Origin of the sequence: Tabrizicola sp., assembly GCF_041911175.1 — a bacterium.
Lineage (GTDB): Bacteria > Pseudomonadota > Alphaproteobacteria > Rhodobacterales > Rhodobacteraceae > Tabrizicola.
The window spans coordinates 13215-30500 of sequence record NZ_JAYRPN010000014.1 but is presented as its reverse complement, the minus strand read 5'-3'; the positions used below and the strand labels follow the sequence as shown (position 1 = coordinate 30500).

Here is a 17286-nt window from a genome sequence, read left to right as displayed (position 1 = left end):
TAAGCGCGGGTCAGACCCGCATCGGCATGACGACGTAGACCGCCGAGGTGTCATTGCCTTCGCGCATCAGGGTGGGGTCGGCGGCCGAGTTGAACAGGAACACCGCATTCTCGCGGTCGACCTGGCTGGCGATTTCCAGAAGGTATTTCGCGTTGAACCCGATCTCCAGCCGCTCGTCGCCATAGGCCACGGCAAGCTCTTCCTCGGCGGCCCCGCTGTCCGGCGAGTTGACCGACAGCACCAGCCGGTCCTCCTCCAGCGACAGCTTCACCGCGCGCGAACGCTCCGACGACACGGTCGCCACCCGGTCGACCGCCTTGGCGAATTCGGACGCGTCCACTTCCAGCTTGCGGGTGTTCCCGGTCGGGATGACGCGGGTATAGTCGGGGAAGGTGCCGTCGATGACCTTCGAGGTCAGGGTGATGGCGGGCGTGGCAAAGCGAACCTTCGTTTCGGAAACCGAGACGGCGATGGTCGCCTCGTCATCATCCAGCAGTTTCCGCAACTCGCCCACCGTCTTGCGCGGCACGATCACGCCCGGCATTCCGTCGGCGCCCTCCGGCAGGGGTGCGTCGATGCGGGCCAGACGATGGCCGTCGGTCGCGACGCAGCGCAGGACCTTGCCACCTTCGCCTTGGCTGACATGCATGTAGACGCCGTTCAGGTAATAGCGCGTCTCCTCGGTGGAGATCGCGAATTTCGCCTTGTCGAACAGCCGCCGCAGGTCCGGCGCCTTGGCCGAGAAGTTGGAGGAATATTCGCTGGTCGCCATCACCGGGAAGTCTTCCTTTGGCAGGGTCGCCAGACTGAAGGTCGACCGGCCCGCCATGATGGTCAGCCGGCCCGAGGCGGCGTCCTCGGCCAGGTTCACCAGCGCGCCGTCAGGCAGCTTGCGGACGATCTCGTGCAGCATCACGGCGGAAACCGTGGTCGCCCCGGCGCGCTCGACCATCGCGGGGGCGCGGTCCACCACCTCGATGTCCAGGTCGGTGGCGCGGAAGGAAACCTGGTTGCCCTCGGCCTCGATCAGCACGTTCGCGAGGATCGGGATCGTGTTGCGGCGTTCGACCACCGATTGCGCCTGCGCCAGCGCCTTGAGCAAAGTGGCGCGTTCGATGCTGAGCTTCATCATATCCCCCTGCCGACCCGTCAGGGACAGCGAATTTGTCCGGTTTTCACCGGGTCACAACCGTTTTGTGGACTGTGCGTAGGATTGTCGGGGCCGTCAAGGGCGGCCCCGATCTCAACCCTGCAGAAGACGGCGCAGAAGCTGCAGATCGTCGGAAAGCTGACTGTCGGTGGTCATCAGCTCTTCGATCTTGCGCACGCCATGCATGATCGTGGTGTGATCCCGGCCACCGAAGCGACGGCCGATTTCCGGCAAGCTGCGCGGGGTCAGCTGCTTCGACAGATACATCGCCACCTGCCGCGGGCGGGCGATGGTCCGCAGCCGCTTCGGGCCGATCAGGTCGGACAGGCGGACGTTGTAATGCTCGGCCACCTTGCGCTGGATTTCCTCGATGGAAAGTTTCCGGTCCGAGGAACGCAGGATATCGGCCAGGCAGTCCTGGGCAAGGTCCAGCGTGATCTCGCGACCGACCAGCGAGGCGAAGGCGAAAAGCCGGGTCAGGGCGCCCTCCAGCACGCGGACGTTGGTGGTGATCCGATGCGCGAGGAACTCCAGCACGCCATCGGCCAGCACCAGCCCGCGATACTGGTTGCGGTAGTGGTCGACCTTCTGCTGCAGGATGCCGAGGCGAAGCTCATAGTCGGTGGGGTGCAGGTCCACCACCAGCCCGCATTGCAGGCGCGACTTGATCCGCTCCTCCAGGTCCTTGATCTCGCCCGGCGCGCGGTCGGCGGAGATGACGATCTGCTTGTTCGCATCGACCAGGGCATTGAAGGTGTGGAAGAATTCCTCCTGTGTCGAATCCTTCCCCGCGATGAACTGAACGTCGTCGACCATCAGCACGTCGACCGACCGGAACAGCTCCTTGAAATCCATCACCTGCCGGTCGCGCAGCGCCTGCACGAAGCGGTACATGAACTGCTCGGCGGACAGATACAGCACGCGCAGCTCGGGGCGGCGGGCCTGAAGCTCATGCGCGATGGCATGCATCAAGTGAGTCTTGCCGAGACCGACACCGCCATAAAGAAACAGCGGGTTGAACGTCACCGGCCCGCCCTCGGCCACCCGTCGGGCGGCGGCATGGGCCAGCTCGTTGGGCTTGCCGACGACGAAGCTGTCGAAGGTGAAGCGGGCATCCAGCGGCGCGCCCGGCAGGTCCTCGTTTGCGGCGCGTTGAGCGACAGGCTTGGCGACAGGCTTGGCGGCGGGCTTGGCGGTAGGGCGCGCGGAGGCAGGCGCGGCCCCCACGGCGAACTCGACGCGGTCAACCGTGGCTCCGGTGCTGGCGAGTTGCGAGCGGATATGGTCGCCGTAGTTGCGCTGCACCCAGTCGCCGAAAAAGATCGTCGGCACTTCGAAGCGCGCAACGCCGTTCTTCAGCTGCGACAGCTTCAGCGGTTCGATCCAGGTTGCGTAATTATGCTTGCCGACCCGCTTGATCAGCTCTTCCCGAACCTGCCCCCAGGTTTCATTTGTCATTCTTTGACCTGTCAAAATACGAACCGGTGCAATCCGGCCCTGCCCTGTTCCGTCCCAGACGAGCCACCCCGACCAAGCCGCCCGATAGGCCGCCTGCGGGCCAAGGGAACACCGGCTTGTCAGCGGGACGGAACAACGCATGCCACACCTGCCGGATCGCCAGCAGCCAGGCATCGCGTGATGGGGCAGCTTGGATGCTGCCTCCAACTCTTTGATCGCAAAAGGAAAACTCAGATCCAATGGCGCGGCAGGCGCCCAATCCGTGCAGCAGCTTCCCTTTGCAACCCGTTCATGTCCCCCAGGACGAAGTGAATCGCAGGGTCACGCTAGCAAGCCGCGCGCGGCGTCTGCAACCGAACAACGCGCTTGACAGAGATTCCCCAAAATCGAATCCGAAGGCTCTGGCAAATCGGCAACGGAGGGCTGGTTTCGCTGCCGGGACCGGCGCGAAAATGCCGAAGGGCGCGCCTTTGCAGGCACGCCCTTCGCTGTTCCGGATTCGGTCCGTCGGGCCGGTCAGGCCTTGACGACGGCCTTCACGCGCGATGCGAGGCGCGACATTTTGCGCGCAACGGTGTTCTTGTGCAGCACGCCCTTGGTCACGCCACGGGCGAGTTCCGGCTGGGCGGCCTTCAGCGCGGCGGCAGCAGCCTCGCCGTTGCCCGAGGCGATGGCTTCCTCGACCTTGCGCAGGAAGGTGCGGATGCGCGAACGGCGCGCCTTGTTGACGGCATAGCGGGCTTCCGACTGGCGGGCGCGTTTCTTGGACTGTTCAGTATTGGCCATTCTAGGCTTCCTTGCGGTCTATCGGTTTCAAATCTGTCGCACGAAAGACCAGAAGGCCCCATCCCGAGGGAAGGGTCTGTTTCTTGCCTAAGCGGGCCCACGCGCATGTGGGGCGGCCTATAGGGCAGTTCGGCGGGAAAGGAAAGCCCCCTGCTCGTCGGGACCTTCGTTCCTCACGGCGGCTCTCCGACGGGGACGTGCGTCGAACGCGGCGGCCCGCGCTAGCGGTCGCGGAACTGCGGCTGGCGCTTTTCCAGGAAGGCGGCCATGCCCTCCTTCTGGTCCTCGGTGCCGAACATCGCGTGGAACATCCGGCGCTCGAACAGCAGACCCTCGGCCAGGCTGGTTTCCTGCGCCCGGTTCACGCATTCCTTGACCACCATCGCGGTGACAGCCGATTTCTCGACGATCTTCTCCGCAGCCTTCATCACCTCTTCCATCAGCCGCGTTGCCGGGAAGACCCGGCTGACCAGCCCGGACCGCTCGGCCTCGGCGGCATCCATGAAACGGCCGGTCAGGTGCATGTCCATCGACTTCGACTTGCCCACCGCCCGGGTCAGCCGCTGGGTGCCGCCCATCCCGGCGACGATGCCAAGGTTGATCTCGGGCTGGCCGAATTTCGCCGTATCCGCGGCGATGATGAAATCGGCGAGCATCGCCAGCTCGCAACCGCCGCCCAGGCAATAGCCGGACACCGCCGCGATCACCGGCTTCCTTGCGCGGGCGATGACCTGCGCCTCGGGGCCGAAGAGATCATCGAAATAGACGTCGATGAAGCCCTTCTCGGCCATTTCCTTCACGTCGGCCCCGGCGGCAAAGGCCTTTTCCGAGCCGGTGATGACGATGCAGCGCACCCGGTCATTCGCTTCCGCCGCCGTCACCGCCGCCGCAAGCTCGCGCATCAGGGTGGAGTTCAGCGCGTTCATCGCTTCGGGGCGGTTCAGCCGGATCACCGAGACATAGTCCTCGATCTCGACGATCAGCGTATCATAGGCCATGTCGGCCTCCTTCATGGCAGTCAGGAAGGGGGACTCCTACCACCCCTGCGCGGCTTGGCAAGTCACCTCTGGCAGGCCGGGCACCAGAAGGAGGACCGACCGGACTGCACGGTGCGGGTGATCGTGCCGAAGCAGCCGGGGGTCTCGCAGGGCTGGCCTTCGCGGTCATAGACCTGGAAATGCTTGGAGAAATAGCCAAGCTCGCCATTCGCCTGCCGGAAGTCGCGCAAGCTTGACCCGCCCGCTTCGATGGCTTCGGCCAGCACGTCGCGGATGATCGGCACGAGGGCATGTGCTTCGGGCTGCGAAAGATCCCCCGCCAGCCGCAGCGGGCTGATCCGCGCGCGATACAGCGTCTCGGCGACATAGATGTTGCCCAGCCCCGCGACGATGCCCTGGTCCAGAAGCGCGGCCTTGATCGGGGTCCTGCGCCCCTTCAGCCGCCCGGCGAGATATGGCTCGTTGAAATCATTGCCGAAGGGCTCCGGCCCCAGCCCCTTCAGCAGCATATGCTCCGCCGCCCGGTCCGTCGGCACCAGGTCCATCGCCCCGAAGCGGCGGGCATCGTTGAACGTGATCCGCGCGCCGGAATCCATGTGCAGCACCACATGGTCATGCTTCTGCGGCGCCGGGTGATCGTGGTGGAAGCCGCCAATCCGGGCGCCCGAGACCAGCATCCGCCCCGACATCCCCAGATGCACGAGCAGCGTCTCGCCGGATGCGAGGTCGGCCAGCAGGTATTTCGACCGCCGCCGCAAGGCTGCGACCTTTTGCCCCGTCAGCCGCTCTGCCATCCGGTCCGGCAGGGGCCAGCGCAGGTCGGGGCGGTTGACCTCGGCCCGCGCGATCACCGCGCCCTCCAGCACGGGCAGCAGGCCACGGCGGACGGTTTCGACTTCGGGCAGTTCGGGCATTCAGACCTCGTGCAGGACGGCTTCCGCCTTTTCCCGCAACGCGGCGCAACCCACAACATGCTTGTGCACCTGCGGCCGCGTCGGGGTCTTGCCGCGCCAAGGAAAGGGGCGCCCGAAGGCACCCCCCGCAAGGCTCAGGCCTTGGCGAAGCGCAGATAGGGCAGCTTGATGTCCAGCTCGCCGAAACGCTCCTTCGCCTGATCGTTGTTCAGGGACAGCGCGACGATCACATCCTGCCCCGGCACCCAGTTGGCGGGCGTCGCCAGCGGCACGCCGTCGGTCTTCTGCACTGCGTCCAGCGCGCGCAGGATTTCCGCGAAGTTGCGGCCCACCGACATCGGGTAGGTCATCGTCAGCCGCACCTTCTTGTCCGGCCCGATGATGTAGACCGTCCGCACCGTCGCCGAATGGGCCGGCGTGCGGCCTTCGGTCGGCAGGTAGTAGTCCGCAGGCAGCATGTCATAGGCCTTGGCCACCGTCAGGGACGAATCGTCGATGATCGGAAAATCGGCCGAAGCGCCGCCGACGGCCTCGATATCGCGCTTCCATTTCTCGTGGTCCTGCACCGAATCCACCGACACGCCGATCACCTTGGTCTTGCGCTTCTTCCATTCGTCGGCCAGCTGCGCGACCGCGCCGAATTCCGTGGTGCAGACCGGGGTGAAATCGCGCGGGTGGCTGAAGATGATCGCATAGCTGTCGCCCAGCCAGTCGTGGAACCGGATGGTCCCTGCCGTGCTTTCGGCGGTGAAGTCGGGGGCGATATCGTTGATGCGGACGGCCATGTGAACCTCTTCGGTTGGAATCCTGTCTGGTGGCGAACATAGGCCGATCGGAACAGGGTTTCATCCCCCCGCGTCAATCCGGGGTCAAATAGGAAGGTCTTTCCAGCCAGAACCGCAGGAACAGCACAGGCGTTCCGTCCCGGAACCGGCAAGCTCAGTCGAACGTTCCCGTCACCCGGCCGAACAGCATGAAGGCCCGCGCGGTGCGGGTGTCGGCCAGATCGGCGAGTTCGGCATCGGTCGCGTTCGGCTCGAAGGCCGCGACGGTCTTGTCGAAGGCGCGCAGGAAATGGTGTGCCGCATCGCGGAAGACCGGGTCCGACTTCATCCGTCCCGCCGTCAGCGCCAGCGAGGCCCGGTCGCGGATGCCGCCCAGCGCCGCGATGGACCGGCCTCGCTCACCGGCAGCAAAGCGCCGCCACAGGTCCGGCTGGCACAGGTCGGGTTGCAGGTCGTCCATGTAGATGCCGTCCTGGCTGAGCAGCGTCAGCACATCCTGCGCCGCCCGGATCAACTTGGACGAGGTCCGGTCCTCCAGCGCCAGCCGCAACGCGCGGAAGCCCTCCTTGTCCTCGGGCGTTTCGGGGAATTGCAGAGCGCGGATGAAATCAGCGACCGACAGCGGCGGGCGGAATTCCTCGGCCGGGGTGCCAAGCGCCAACCGCGGTTCCTCGGCGGTCGGTTCAGCCTGCGGCGTCACCAGCGCGGCCTTGCGATCCGCCGAGGGCACCGACAGCGCGCTGTCCCGCCGCGAGCTGAATGTCGCCAGCACCGTCTCAGCCTGCCGGGTCGAAGCGGCAATTTCGTCGATCTTGCGCTCCACCGAAGGCTTCAGCCCGTTGCCCTGGCCCTGCGCCTGCACATAGCTCGACCGCATCGCATCGACCGTGGCCTGCAACCGCTTGGCTTCGGCCCGAAGCTCGCGGATCGAGCGCAGCGTGATCACCACCGCCCAGATCAGCGCGATGGGCAGGAAGACCATCAGAAGGGTCATCACCAGGCCCAGCGTCCGCGTCTCGCTGCCCGGCGGCGTGACCAGCACATAGACCAGGATCAGCAGCACCCAGACCAGGCTCAGGCCGACGCCCGCAACCTCCATCCCCCGGCGGGGCGGGTCGTTCAGCTGCGCGAGCGGACCGTCGGCCAGCCCCGCATCCCCCTTCGGCAGATCCTTGACCGGCGGTTTCACCCCGGTGCCTCCCGGTCAGATATAGCGGATCGACAGGACTTCGTAGGACCGGGTCCCGCCCGGCGTCTTGACCTCGACGCTGTCGCCGTCTTCCTTGCCGATCAGGGCCCGGGCCAGCGGCGAGCGCATGTTCAGAAGCCCGTTCTCGATGTCGGCCTCGACCTCCCCGACGATCTGGTAGGTCTTCTCATCCTCGCTGTCCTCGTCGACCAGCGTGACGGTGGCGCCGAACTTGATCGCGCCGGACAGTTTCGCGGGGTCGATCACCTCGGCCAGCGACAAGGTGCCTTCCAGCTCCTTGATCCGGCCCTCGATGAAGCCCTGCTTTTCCCGCGCGGCGTGGTATTCGGCGTTTTCCGACAGGTCGCCATGTTCGCGCGCCTCGGCAATATCCCGGATGATCGCCGGACGGTCCACCGTCTTCAGCTGCTTGAGTTCAGCATCCAGCGCATCGAAACCGCGCCGGGTCATCGGGATCTTTTCCATCGGCATTCCACAGTAAAAGAAGAAGCCACGGGCCGGGGTGCGACCCATGACTTCGGACAGCTCTGAGTCACCACACCCGATGGAGTGCACAATTGCAAGGGGTGATGCCGCGACCGCGCAACACTCCGTCGTAGGCAAGACAGAAAGTTTCGCGCGCCGGGGCGTTTGAGGGTGTGATGTTGCGTCATGGTTGACGTTGCGTCTCGCCTGCGGCAACAGGGGGCCGCATGACGCCAGGATTCAGGGCAGGTTCCAGGGCCGCCGGGAAGGACAAGCAATGACTGCGATCCAACGCGAGAAGATGGACTATGACGTGGTGATCGTGGGCGCGGGGCCTGCGGGCCTTTCGGCGGCGATCCGGCTGAAGCAGCTGGACCCGGAGCGGTCGGTCGTGGTGCTGGAAAAGGGCTCCGAAGTCGGCGCGCATATCCTGTCGGGCGCGGTGCTGGATCCCTCGGGGCTGGATGCCCTGCTGCCCGACTGGCGCAACATGGGCGCCCCGATCAAGACGCCGGTGAAAGAGGACAACTTCTACCTCCTCGGCCCGGCAGGAAAGATCCGCATCCCGAACTGGCCGATGCCGCCCCTGATGTCGAACCACGGCAACTACATCGTCTCGATGGCCAATGTTTGCCGCTGGATGGCGGGCGTGGCCGAAGGCCTGGGCGTCGAGATCTTCCCGGGCATGGCCTGTTCCGAACTGGTCTATGAAGGTGACACCGTCGTCGGCGTCGTCGCAGGCGAATTCGGCCGCGACCCCGAAACCCGCGAGCCGGGGCCCTCCTACGAACCCGGCATGGAGCTGCGCGGGAAATATGTCTTCCTGTCCGAAGGCGTGCGCGGCAGCCTCGCGAAAGAGGTGATCGCGAAATACGAACTGTCCAAAGGCCACTGCCCGCAGAAGTTCGGCCTCGGCATGAAGGAAATCTGGGAGATCGACCCCGCGAAACACCGCGAGGGCACCGTCACGCACACGATGGGCTGGCCCTTGGGCAAGAACGCGGGCGGCGGGTCGTTCATCTATCACCTTGAAAACAATCAGGTCTATGTCGGTTTCGTCGTCCACCTGAACTACCAGAACCCCCACCTTTACCCCTACATGGAATTCCAGCGCTTCAAGCATCACCCGATGGTCGCGGACCTCCTCAAGGGCGGCAAGCGCGTGGCCTATGGCGCCCGCGCGATCTCCGAGGGCGGCTGGCAGTCGATCCCGAAGATGGTGGCGCCCGGCGTCGCCCTTCTGGGCTGCACGGCGGGCCTCGTCAACGTGCCCCGCATCAAGGGCAACCACAACGCCATGCTGTCGGGCAAGGCCGCCGCCGAGGCCGCCCATGCCGCGATCACCGCCGGTCGTCAGGGCGACGAACTGACGACCTACGAGACCGAGGTCCGCCAAGGCCCCATCGGCAAGGACCTGAAGAAGGTCCGCAACGTGAAGCCCTTGTGGTCGCGCTTCGGCCTGACCGCCAGCCTGATGGGCGGCGGCCTCGACATGTGGCTGAACACCCTGGGCCTGACCGCCTTCGGCACGCTTCGCCACAAGAAATCCGACGCCGCCGCCACCGGCCTTGCCAAGGACTTCAAGCCGATCGACTACCCGAAACCCGACGGCAAGCTCTCGTTCGACCGGCTGACCAACGTGGCCTTTTCCTTCACCAACCATGACGAGAACCAGCCCGCCCATCTGGTCCTGAAGGATCCCTCCATCCCCATCGCCGTCAACCTGCCGAAATACGCCGAACCGGCGCAGCGCTACTGCCCGGCGGGCGTCTACGAAGTGCTGGGCGAAGGCCAGGACGCCAGCTTCCGCATCAACTTCCAGAACTGCGTCCACTGCAAGACCTGCGACATCAAGGACCCGTCGCAGAACATCACCTGGACCACGCCGATGGGCGGTGGCGGCCCGAACTACCCCAACATGTGACGCCCGAACCCGCGCGACTCACGAAAGCTTGTCCAAATCCCCGGGGTCCGGCCACAAGGTCGGGCCCCTCTGCATTGCGCGCGCCCCGACGCCGGGCTACCTTCGCCCCGACCCTGAAGGAGAGGCCGATGCGTTCCGCCATGACCCGCACCCTGACCGCGCTGATCCTGGCCGCAAGCCTTGCCGCGCCGCTCCGGGCCGAGGAGAAGATCGACAGCGGCGCCTACCTCGCCGCCCGCGTCGCCGAGACCGAGAATGATTTCCGGTCCGCATCCGGCTGGTACGGCAAGGCGATCATCGCCGATTCCGAAAACCCGCAGCTTCTGGACGGCGCGATCCTGGCCGAGCTTGGCTTGGGCGACTTCTCCCTTGCCATCGACGCCGCCAAACTGCGCAAGGGCCTGAAAGGCGATCCGAGCCAGCTTGCCGAGCTTGCTCTTATGGCTGACGAAGCCAAGCGCGAGGATTATTCCGCCATCATCGCCGACACCGACGGTGGCCGCGACCTTGGCGATCTCGCCAATTCGCTGGTGGTGGCCTGGGCCAAGGTCGGCGAAGGCAAGATGTCCGAAGCGATTGCCGACTTCGACGCCCTGACGAAGAAGAAGGGCTACGAGGCCTTCGGTTTCTACCACAAGGCGCTGGCGCTGGCATCGGTCGGCGATTTCGAGGGTGCGGATGCCATCCTCTCCGGCAAGGCTGGCGGGACCATCACGGTGATGCGGCGCGGCGTTTTCGCCCATGCCCAGATCCTCAGCCAGCTGGAACGGAATGCCGATGCGCTGGCGCTTCTGGACAAGGCTTTCGGCACGGCGCCAGATCCGGTCGTCGACCCGATCCGCGCCCGGCTGAAAGCTGGCGAACCGATCCCCTTCGACACCGTGACTTCGGCCCGGGACGGGATCGCCGAGGTGTTCTTCACCATCTCCACCGCCCTGAACGGCGAGGCGGACCCGGTCTACACGCTCCTCCACCTGCGTGTGGCGGGCTACCTTCGGCCCGACCACTCCGATGCGCTTTTGATGACGGCGGACGTGCTGGAGGAGCTTGGCCAGCATGACCTTGCCGCCGAGACCTATGCCGCCTTCCCGCCGGACTCCCCCACCTATGTCACCGCCGAAGTCGGGCGCGCCGGGGCCCTGCGGTCGCAGGGCAAGACCGATGCCGCCATTGATGCGCTGCAGACGCTGGCCAAGTCGCATGGCGATCTTCTGGGCGTGCAGTTCGCCCTGGCCGACCTGCTGCGCGCCGAGGACCGTTTCGACGAGGCCGAGGTGGCTTATTCGGCGGCCATCGATCTGGCCAAGGCCGCCAGCCAGGAAAACTGGGTGCTCTATTTCTATCGCGGCATCTGCCACGAACAGTCAAAGGACTGGGACCCGGCGGAAGCCGATTTCCGCAAGGCGCTGGACCTGAACCCGACCCAACCGCAGGTGCTGAACTACCTCGGCTATGGCATGGTCGACCGCGGCGAGAACCTCGACGAGGCGCTGGGGATGATCCAGAAGGCCGTCGCCGCCGACCCGGAGCAGGGCTACATCATCGACAGCCTGGCCTGGGCTTATTTCAAGCTTGGCCGCTATGCCGATGCGCTGAAGCCGATGGAAAAGGCCTCGCTGCTGGAGCCGGTCGATCCCATCGTCACCGACCACCTGGGCGATGTCTACTGGATGAACGACCGCAAGCTCGAGGCCCGTTTCCAGTGGCGCCGCGCCTTGTCGTTCGAGCCGACCGAGACCGACAAGACCCGCATCCAACGCAAGCTGGAAGTGGGCCTGGACGTGGTCATGGCCGACGAGGGCACCGCGAAGCCTGCGGTCAAGGCTGCCGAGAATGGCAACTGACGCGGTCAGCGAAGCCGCGCCCGCCAAACTGAACCTCTGCCTGCACGTCACCGGTCGCCGCCCGGACGGCTATCACCTGCTCGACAGCCTGGTGGTCTTTGCCGATGTGGCGGACCGGGTCAGCGCAGCGCCGGGCCAGGGGCTTTCACTGCGGGTGACGGGGCCGGAGGGCGCGGGCCTTGCCGCCGAACCCGAAAACCTCGTCCTGCGTGCCGCCCGGTCGATGGGCGTATCCGATGCGGCGCTGACGCTGGACAAGCACCTGCCGGTTGCCTCCGGCATCGGCGGCGGCTCGGCGGATGCGGCGGCCACGCTCAGGGCGCTGGCGCGGCTGACGGGGCGGCCCTTGCCCCCGGATGCCGAGGTCCTGCGCCTTGGCGCCGACGTTCCCGTCTGCCTCGCCGGTCGCCCCGCCCGGATGAGCGGCATCGGCGAGATGCTTGCACCGCTGCCGCCCCTGCCCGCGCTCTGGTGCGTTCTGGCGAACCCGCGCGTCGCCGTCCCGACCCCGCAGGTCTTCGCGGCCCTGACCCGCCGCGACAACCCGCCCCTGCCCGACCTGCCGTCTGGGGCACTGGCCTCCGCCGGAGCCTTCGCCACATGGCTGGCCGACCAGACCCGCAACGACCTCATTCCCCCGGCGCGCGCCGTGTCGCCGATCCTGTCGGAGGTCCAGTCCACCCTCGCCGTCACCCCTGGCTGCCTCCTCGCCCGCATGTCCGGCTCCGGCGGCACCCATTTCGGCCTCTACGCCAGCGCCGAAGCCGCCCGCGCCGCCGCCCGCTCCCTCGCCGCCGCGCATCCCGGCTGGTGGATCACTCCGGGAAAAATTCAGAGCTGAAGCGGTGCTCCCCGGCGTAGGGTGCATGATCTCACGCACCCTTCCCCCGCCCGCCCGATGGTTAACCGATCCTGAACGTCCGCGCGCAAAGCCTTGAAATCATTACTCCCAAAATTCTGTCCACCGTGGACACTCCCCCGACCGCCTCAGAAGTAACTCCTCACCAACGCCCCTGAGACCAGCGCCCAGCCATCCGCCACCACGAAGAAGATCAGCTTGAACGGCAGCGAGACGACGGCGGGCGGGACCATCATCATCCCCATCGACATCAGGATCGCCGCGACGACGAGGTCGATGATCAGGAAGGGCAGGAAGATCATGAAGCCGATCTCGAAGGCCCGCTGGATTTCCGACAGCAGGAAGGACGGCACCAGCAGCGAAAGCGGTGCGTCGGCGGGGGTGACGGCGGCGGTGGAGCGGAGGTCCTGCAGGGTCTGCAGCGTCTCCGCATCGACCCGCCCCGCCATGAACACCCGGAACGGCGCGATGGCGGCCTGCAAGCCCGGCCCCACCTCCAGCTGCCCGTTCGTCATCGGCTCGATCCCCTTGACCCAGGCCTCGGTGAAGACCGGGTCCATCACGAACCAGGTGAGGAACAGCGACAGGCTGATGATCAGCATGTTCGGCGGCGCCTGCTGCAACCCAAGGGCCTGCCGCAGGATCGACAGCACGGTGACGATGAAGGGAAAGCAGGTCACCATCACCGCGAGTCCCGGCACGATCGACAGCACCGTGACCAGCAGCAGCAGTTGCACCGACCGGAGCGACAGCGACTCCCCCGCCCCGCCGCCGAGGTCGATCGACATCTGCTGCGCCAGCGCTGGCCCCGCCAGCAGCGTCAGCGCGACGGCAAGGCCGATGCCCAGCCTCACAACCCGCCCCGCAGGTTGGCGACCTCGGTCAGCCGGACCGCCAGCTGCCCGGCATTGTCGCCCTCCAGCTCGGTCAGCTCCCCCCGCGCGATCAGCCGGTCGCCGACATAGAGCTCCACCGGATCGTCCACCCGGCGGTCGAGTTGCAGCACCGCATCCTTCGACAGCCGCAGGAGGTCGCGCACCAGAGGCCGCGCCCGACCGACCGAGATGGTGACCTCGATCGGAACCTGGCTGAAGGGGTTGGCGTCAGTGATGTCTTCCATGATGTCCTCAGCTGTGGAGGTTGAAGAAGGCGCGGACGGCGATGGCGATGTCGGCCGTCACCTGGGCGAGGTCGACCTTGCTCTCCGCGGCCCCGAGGCGGATGTAGACCTGCCCCTCGGGCATCGTCGGCTCTTCGTCGATGACCATCGGCAGGCCGGTCGCCTGGGACACCAGGTCCTCGACCTGTCCGCGGACGGAAGGGTTCAGCACCAGCGTCAGCGGCGCATCGGCGAGGCCTTCGGCAAGGGGCATCACCGCCTCCAGCACGGTCGGGGCCAGCGCCTCGCGCGCGACTTCGGGGAGAAGCCGGTCGACCATCTGCAGGATCAGCGGCCGGATCGCCTGCAAGACATGGATCCGCGCCTCCTGGAAGGTGAAGGACAGGCTTTGCAGGTTCCGCGCCAGATCGGCCCGGATGCGGGTCTGGTCACCCTGCTGGGCTGCCACGGCATCATCCCAGCCCGCCGAGTAGCCCTGCTCGAAAGAGGCGACCTTGGCCTCCTCGACCGCCGTCGCCTCGACCAGCGGCAGCATCGAGCCGTCCGGGGCCGGGGCGGTATCGAAGACCTCCAGACGCAGGGCGGGCATCACGCGGGCTCCTCTTCTTCCATCCAGCCGCGCAGGATCTCGATGGATTCAGTCTGGCGCCGCTCGATCAGGCGGCGCAGGCGCGTGGCCGGGTCTTCTTCGCTGGCCTCGCCCTCGATCTGCCCCCCGCCGGAACTGGCGAAGGCACCGTAGTCGAACCCGTCGTCCACCACGCCGCTGATCGCCATCGCACCCGACCCCAGTGCCGGCGGCAGGGCCAGCGGCGCCTCGGGCGCGGGCAGGGCGGCGCGATTGGCCGATGTCAGCACCGGCCGGATCACGAACAGGCCCAGGACCAGCGCCACCAGAGCAAGGACAGCGGTCTGGATCATGGACATCACATCGATCTGGCCGATGGGCGGCAGGAAGCCCGCAGTCGCCTCGGTGCCCTCTGGGATAGCGACCGGCTGGAATTCCAGCGATTTCAGCGTCAGCACATCGCCCCGCGCCTCGTCCAACCCGACGGCCGAGGCCACCAGCTCGCGCAAGGTGGCAAGCTCCTCCTCGGGACGGGCCGCCCAGGTCCGCGTGCCATCGGCGGCGATGGTCGCCACGCCGTCGACCATGACCGCCACCGTCATCCGCCGCACCGCGCCGGGGGTGCGCAGGACCTCGCGTTGGGTTTCCGACACTTCGTAGTTGACCCGCTCCTTGGTCTCGGAAGTCTGGCTCTTGCCCTGTCCCCCCGCAGCGGCATCGCCTTCGGGCAGGTTCGAGGCCACCGTCACCTCGCCGCCCGGCTGGGTGCTGGACCCGCTGCGTTCCTCCGTCTCCGACGAGATCGCCACCCGGCCCTGCGGGTCGAACTTGCGCTCGGTAATCGATTCGCGTTCCGAGACGAGGTCGATGGAAACTTCGACCACCGCCTTCCCGGCGCCGACGCGGGCGGCCAGCAGGCGTTCGACATTGCCCTTGATCGCGGCGGCCCGGTCCTCGGCATCGCCGGTGTCGAAGGCTTGCGCATCCTCGCCGCCGATCAGCCCCGCGACGGTGTCGATGATCTGCACCGCATCGGGCGTCATGCCCGCGACGGCGCTGGCCACCAGATGCCGGATCGCGCGGGCCTGCGCCTCGGTCAGCGCGCCGGAAACCGTCGTCAGCGTGACCGAAGCGGTGGGCTTTGCCTCCGTCTGGAAGGCTCGGGTCGGCGCGCTGGCGATATGGACGCGGGCGGCCTTGACCTCGGGCATGGCGAGAAGGGTTCGGGCGATCTCACCCTCTTTCGCGCGCCAGTACGCGGCGTCGAACATCTGCGAAGTGGTTCCAAAGCCCGACAGCGAATCGAGGAGTTCGTAGCCGCCCCCGCCCGCCGCCGGCAGGCCTTCGGAGGCCAGCGCCATCCGCAGGGCATCGCGCTGGGTCACGTCGACGAAGATCGACTCGCCCCTGACCTCATAGGCGACCCCGCGCTGGTCGAGCGCGGCCACCACCTCCCCGGCTGCGGCAGGCTCCAGCCCCGCATAAAGGAGGCCCATCTCGGCCCGCCCCGCCATACGGCTGAGGCCGAGAATGGCGGCGAACATCGCCAGCGTCGCGCCCACGATGATGACGCGGCGGCGCAGGTTCAGCGAGGTCCAGATGTCGATCACGTTCTGCAAGACGATTCTCCGGCTTGGCGTTCTGCCGCGACGCCAGATTTCATCGGTTCGCCTTAACAATCGGTTAGTGACCTTTGGACTATCTTCGTTCTCATCCGGAAGCGGTGGAGCGAAAGATGGCAACGGCGGAAGCCACGGTGGAAGAAGTCCCGAAGAAACGGTCGAAGAAGCCGGTGCTGATCGGGTTTGTCCTGGCCCTGATCCTTGGCGGCGGCGGGTTCTACGCCACCTTTTCCGGCCTGATCCTCGGCCACGGTGAGGCGGAGACGAAGGCGGAACACGGTCCCGGCCCGCTGACGGGCATCGCCTTCGTGCCGCTGGAAACCATCGTCGTCTCGCTGGCGCCTGATTCGGGAAGCGAGCATCTGCGCTTCACCGCGCAGCTGGAGGTGGTCGATACGGCGGCGGCGGATGTCACGACGCTGACTCCGCGCATCCTGGACGTGATCAACAGCTACCTCCGCGCCATCGACACCGCCTCGATCGAGGACCCGCATGCAATGGCGCGGCTGCGCGCGCAGATGCTGCGGCGCATCCAGGTCGTCACCGGCGAGGGCCGGGTGCGCGACCTGCTGATCACCGAATTCGTGCTGAACTGAGGCGGGTCATGGAACTCATTTCCGACATTCTTCTGCTGGCGGGCTCGTTCGGGGCTGCAATCTACTGCCATGTGCTGTCGACCCGGCTGAAGAAATTCACCACGCTGGAAAGCGGGATGGGCGGTGCGATTGCGGTGCTCTCGGCCCAGGTCGACGACATGACCCTGGCGCTGGACAAGGCGCGCGGGGCGGCGAACGGCTCGGCCGAAAGCCTGGAGGCGCTGACCGCGCGGGGCGAGTCGGTGGCGCGCAAGCTGGAGCTGCTGGTCGCCTCGCTGCACGACCTTCCCGATCCGGCGGCGGCACCCCCGCGTCCGGTCGCCGAGGAGCTGCCGGAGGAGGAGCGTCGCCTGCGCTTTGTCCGCCGCCGCAGCCCGCGCGACACGCTGGAGGCTGCGGAATGAGCCGCCGCCGCGCCGGCCAGGGGGCGCTGTTCATCGTGGCGATGCTCTTCGCTTCGTCCGGAGCCCTGCGTCTGGGGTCGGGGATCGGGGCCGCGCTGGCCAAGGCCGAGGGCGAGGGTGCGGCCGAGGCGCCGCCCGACGCGACCTGCGAGATGCCAAGCGCGCTCTCCGAGGCGCTGACCCTGCGCGAGGAGCGGATCGCCGTGCAGGAGGCCTCGCTGAAGGACCGGCTGGCGGCGCTTGCGCTGGCCGATGCCGCGATCACCAGGCGGATGGAGGAGATGAAGGCTGTGGAAGCCGAACTCAAGGCCACGCTGGCACAGGCGGACGGGGCGGCGGAAAAGGATATCCAGAACCTGACCGCCGTCTACCAGGCGATGAAGCCCAAGGATGCGGCGGCTCTGTTCGAGACGATGTCCCCCGAATTCGCCGCCGGGTTCCTGGGCCGGATGCCGCCCGATTCGGCCGCGGCCATCCTGTCCGGCATGTCCGCCGAGGCCGCCTATGGCGTCAGCGTGATCGTCGCCGGGCGCAATGCCGATGTGCCGAAGGACTAGTCAGAGAGTCTTAACCCGCCGCCCGG

Annotated in this window: 18 protein-coding genes; 6 read left to right on the top strand and 12 right to left on the bottom strand. The window is 66.8% G+C overall.

All coding sequences use genetic code 11. From position 1 onward, the window contains the following. Positions 1-10: 10 nt before the first annotated feature. From dnaN to greA, 8 genes are all read right to left on the bottom strand, one after another. Complete coding sequence (gene dnaN / locus ACE3P6_RS01465; protein ID WP_374391191.1) at positions 11-1129, bottom strand: DNA polymerase III subunit beta; 1119 nt, start codon at positions 1127-1129, stop codon at positions 11-13. A gap of 114 nt (positions 1130-1243) precedes the next feature. Further along, positions 1244-2608, bottom strand: a complete 1365-nt coding sequence (gene dnaA, locus ACE3P6_RS01460) for a chromosomal replication initiator protein DnaA (protein WP_374391190.1) — start codon at positions 2606-2608, stop codon at positions 1244-1246. A 516-nt stretch (positions 2609-3124) separates the two neighbouring features. Continuing rightward, a complete protein-coding gene (gene rpsT, locus ACE3P6_RS01455) occupies positions 3125-3394 on the bottom strand; it encodes a 30S ribosomal protein S20 (protein ID WP_374374877.1) in 270 nt (89 codons plus the stop codon). A gap of 221 nt (positions 3395-3615) precedes the next feature. Further along, the gene (locus tag ACE3P6_RS01450; RefSeq protein ID WP_374391189.1) at positions 3616-4392 is read right to left on the bottom strand and encodes an enoyl-CoA hydratase; all 777 of its coding nucleotides are present in this window, start codon (positions 4390-4392) and stop codon (positions 3616-3618) included. Between the two features lie 62 nt (positions 4393-4454). Then, the gene (gene mutM / locus ACE3P6_RS01445) at positions 4455-5306 is read right to left on the bottom strand and encodes a bifunctional DNA-formamidopyrimidine glycosylase/DNA-(apurinic or apyrimidinic site) lyase (protein WP_374391188.1); all 852 of its coding nucleotides are present in this window, start codon (positions 5304-5306) and stop codon (positions 4455-4457) included. A gap of 134 nt (positions 5307-5440) precedes the next feature. Further along, positions 5441-6091, bottom strand: coding sequence for a peroxiredoxin (locus ACE3P6_RS01440; RefSeq protein WP_374374870.1), 651 nt, complete (start codon positions 6089-6091; stop codon positions 5441-5443). 154 nt (positions 6092-6245) lie between these two features. Continuing rightward, complete coding sequence (locus ACE3P6_RS01435; protein ID WP_374391187.1) at positions 6246-7280, bottom strand: hypothetical protein; 1035 nt, start codon at positions 7278-7280, stop codon at positions 6246-6248. A 15-nt stretch (positions 7281-7295) separates the two neighbouring features. Next, positions 7296-7766, bottom strand: coding sequence for a transcription elongation factor GreA (gene greA, locus ACE3P6_RS01430; protein WP_374376997.1), 471 nt, complete (start codon positions 7764-7766; stop codon positions 7296-7298). Positions 7767-8043: 277 nt separating this feature from the next. Here greA and ACE3P6_RS01425 point away from each other — a divergent pair, with 277 nt between their 5' ends. From ACE3P6_RS01425 to ACE3P6_RS01415, 3 genes are all read left to right on the top strand, one after another. Further along, a complete protein-coding gene (locus ACE3P6_RS01425) occupies positions 8044-9690 on the top strand; it encodes a 4Fe-4S dicluster domain-containing protein (protein WP_374391186.1) in 1647 nt (548 codons plus the stop codon). 128 nt (positions 9691-9818) lie between these two features. Then, entirely contained in the window at positions 9819-11534 is a 1716-nt protein-coding gene (locus ACE3P6_RS01420; RefSeq protein ID WP_374391185.1) for a tetratricopeptide repeat protein, read from the top strand. Then, positions 11524-12375, top strand: coding sequence for a 4-(cytidine 5'-diphospho)-2-C-methyl-D-erythritol kinase (locus ACE3P6_RS01415; RefSeq protein ID WP_374391184.1), 852 nt, complete (start codon positions 11524-11526; stop codon positions 12373-12375). The genes ACE3P6_RS01420 and ACE3P6_RS01415 overlap by 11 nt, the downstream gene beginning before the upstream one ends. A 146-nt stretch (positions 12376-12521) precedes the next feature. On the opposite strand, the gene fliP is transcribed toward ACE3P6_RS01415, so the two are convergent. The 4 genes from fliP to fliF form a co-directional block, all read right to left on the bottom strand. Further along, positions 12522-13181 carry a flagellar type III secretion system pore protein FliP gene (gene fliP / locus ACE3P6_RS01410; protein WP_374391231.1) on the bottom strand — a complete coding sequence of 220 codons (660 nt, stop codon included), beginning with the start codon at positions 13179-13181 and terminating at the stop codon, positions 12522-12524. Positions 13182-13243: 62 nt separating this feature from the next. After that, on the bottom strand, positions 13244-13513 hold the full coding sequence (locus tag ACE3P6_RS01405) for a FliM/FliN family flagellar motor switch protein (RefSeq protein WP_374391183.1): 270 nt from the start codon (positions 13511-13513) through the stop codon (positions 13244-13246). A 7-nt stretch (positions 13514-13520) separates the two neighbouring features. After that, positions 13521-14102, bottom strand: a complete 582-nt coding sequence (locus ACE3P6_RS01400; protein ID WP_374391182.1) for a flagellar biosynthesis protein — start codon at positions 14100-14102, stop codon at positions 13521-13523. Then, positions 14102-15700: a flagellar basal-body MS-ring/collar protein FliF gene (gene fliF / locus ACE3P6_RS01395; protein ID WP_374391181.1), complete on the bottom strand. Its 1599-nt coding sequence runs from the start codon at positions 15698-15700 to the stop codon at positions 14102-14104. Before fliF ends, ACE3P6_RS01400 begins: the two co-directional genes overlap by 1 nt. A 116-nt stretch (positions 15701-15816) precedes the next feature. Between fliF and fliL the strand changes: the two genes are divergently transcribed. From fliL to ACE3P6_RS01380, 3 genes are read left to right on the top strand one after another with little or no spacing between them, the layout of a single operon-like run. Further along, positions 15817-16299, top strand: coding sequence for a flagellar basal body-associated protein FliL (gene fliL, locus ACE3P6_RS01390; RefSeq protein WP_374391180.1), 483 nt, complete (start codon positions 15817-15819; stop codon positions 16297-16299). An 8-nt stretch (positions 16300-16307) separates the two neighbouring features. Next, a complete protein-coding gene (locus ACE3P6_RS01385) occupies positions 16308-16703 on the top strand; it encodes a hypothetical protein (RefSeq protein WP_374372001.1) in 396 nt (131 codons plus the stop codon). Further along, positions 16700-17260: a MotE family protein gene (locus ACE3P6_RS01380; RefSeq protein WP_374391179.1), complete on the top strand. Its 561-nt coding sequence runs from the start codon at positions 16700-16702 to the stop codon at positions 17258-17260. Before ACE3P6_RS01385 ends, ACE3P6_RS01380 begins: the two co-directional genes overlap by 4 nt. Positions 17261-17286 lie beyond the last annotated feature (26 nt).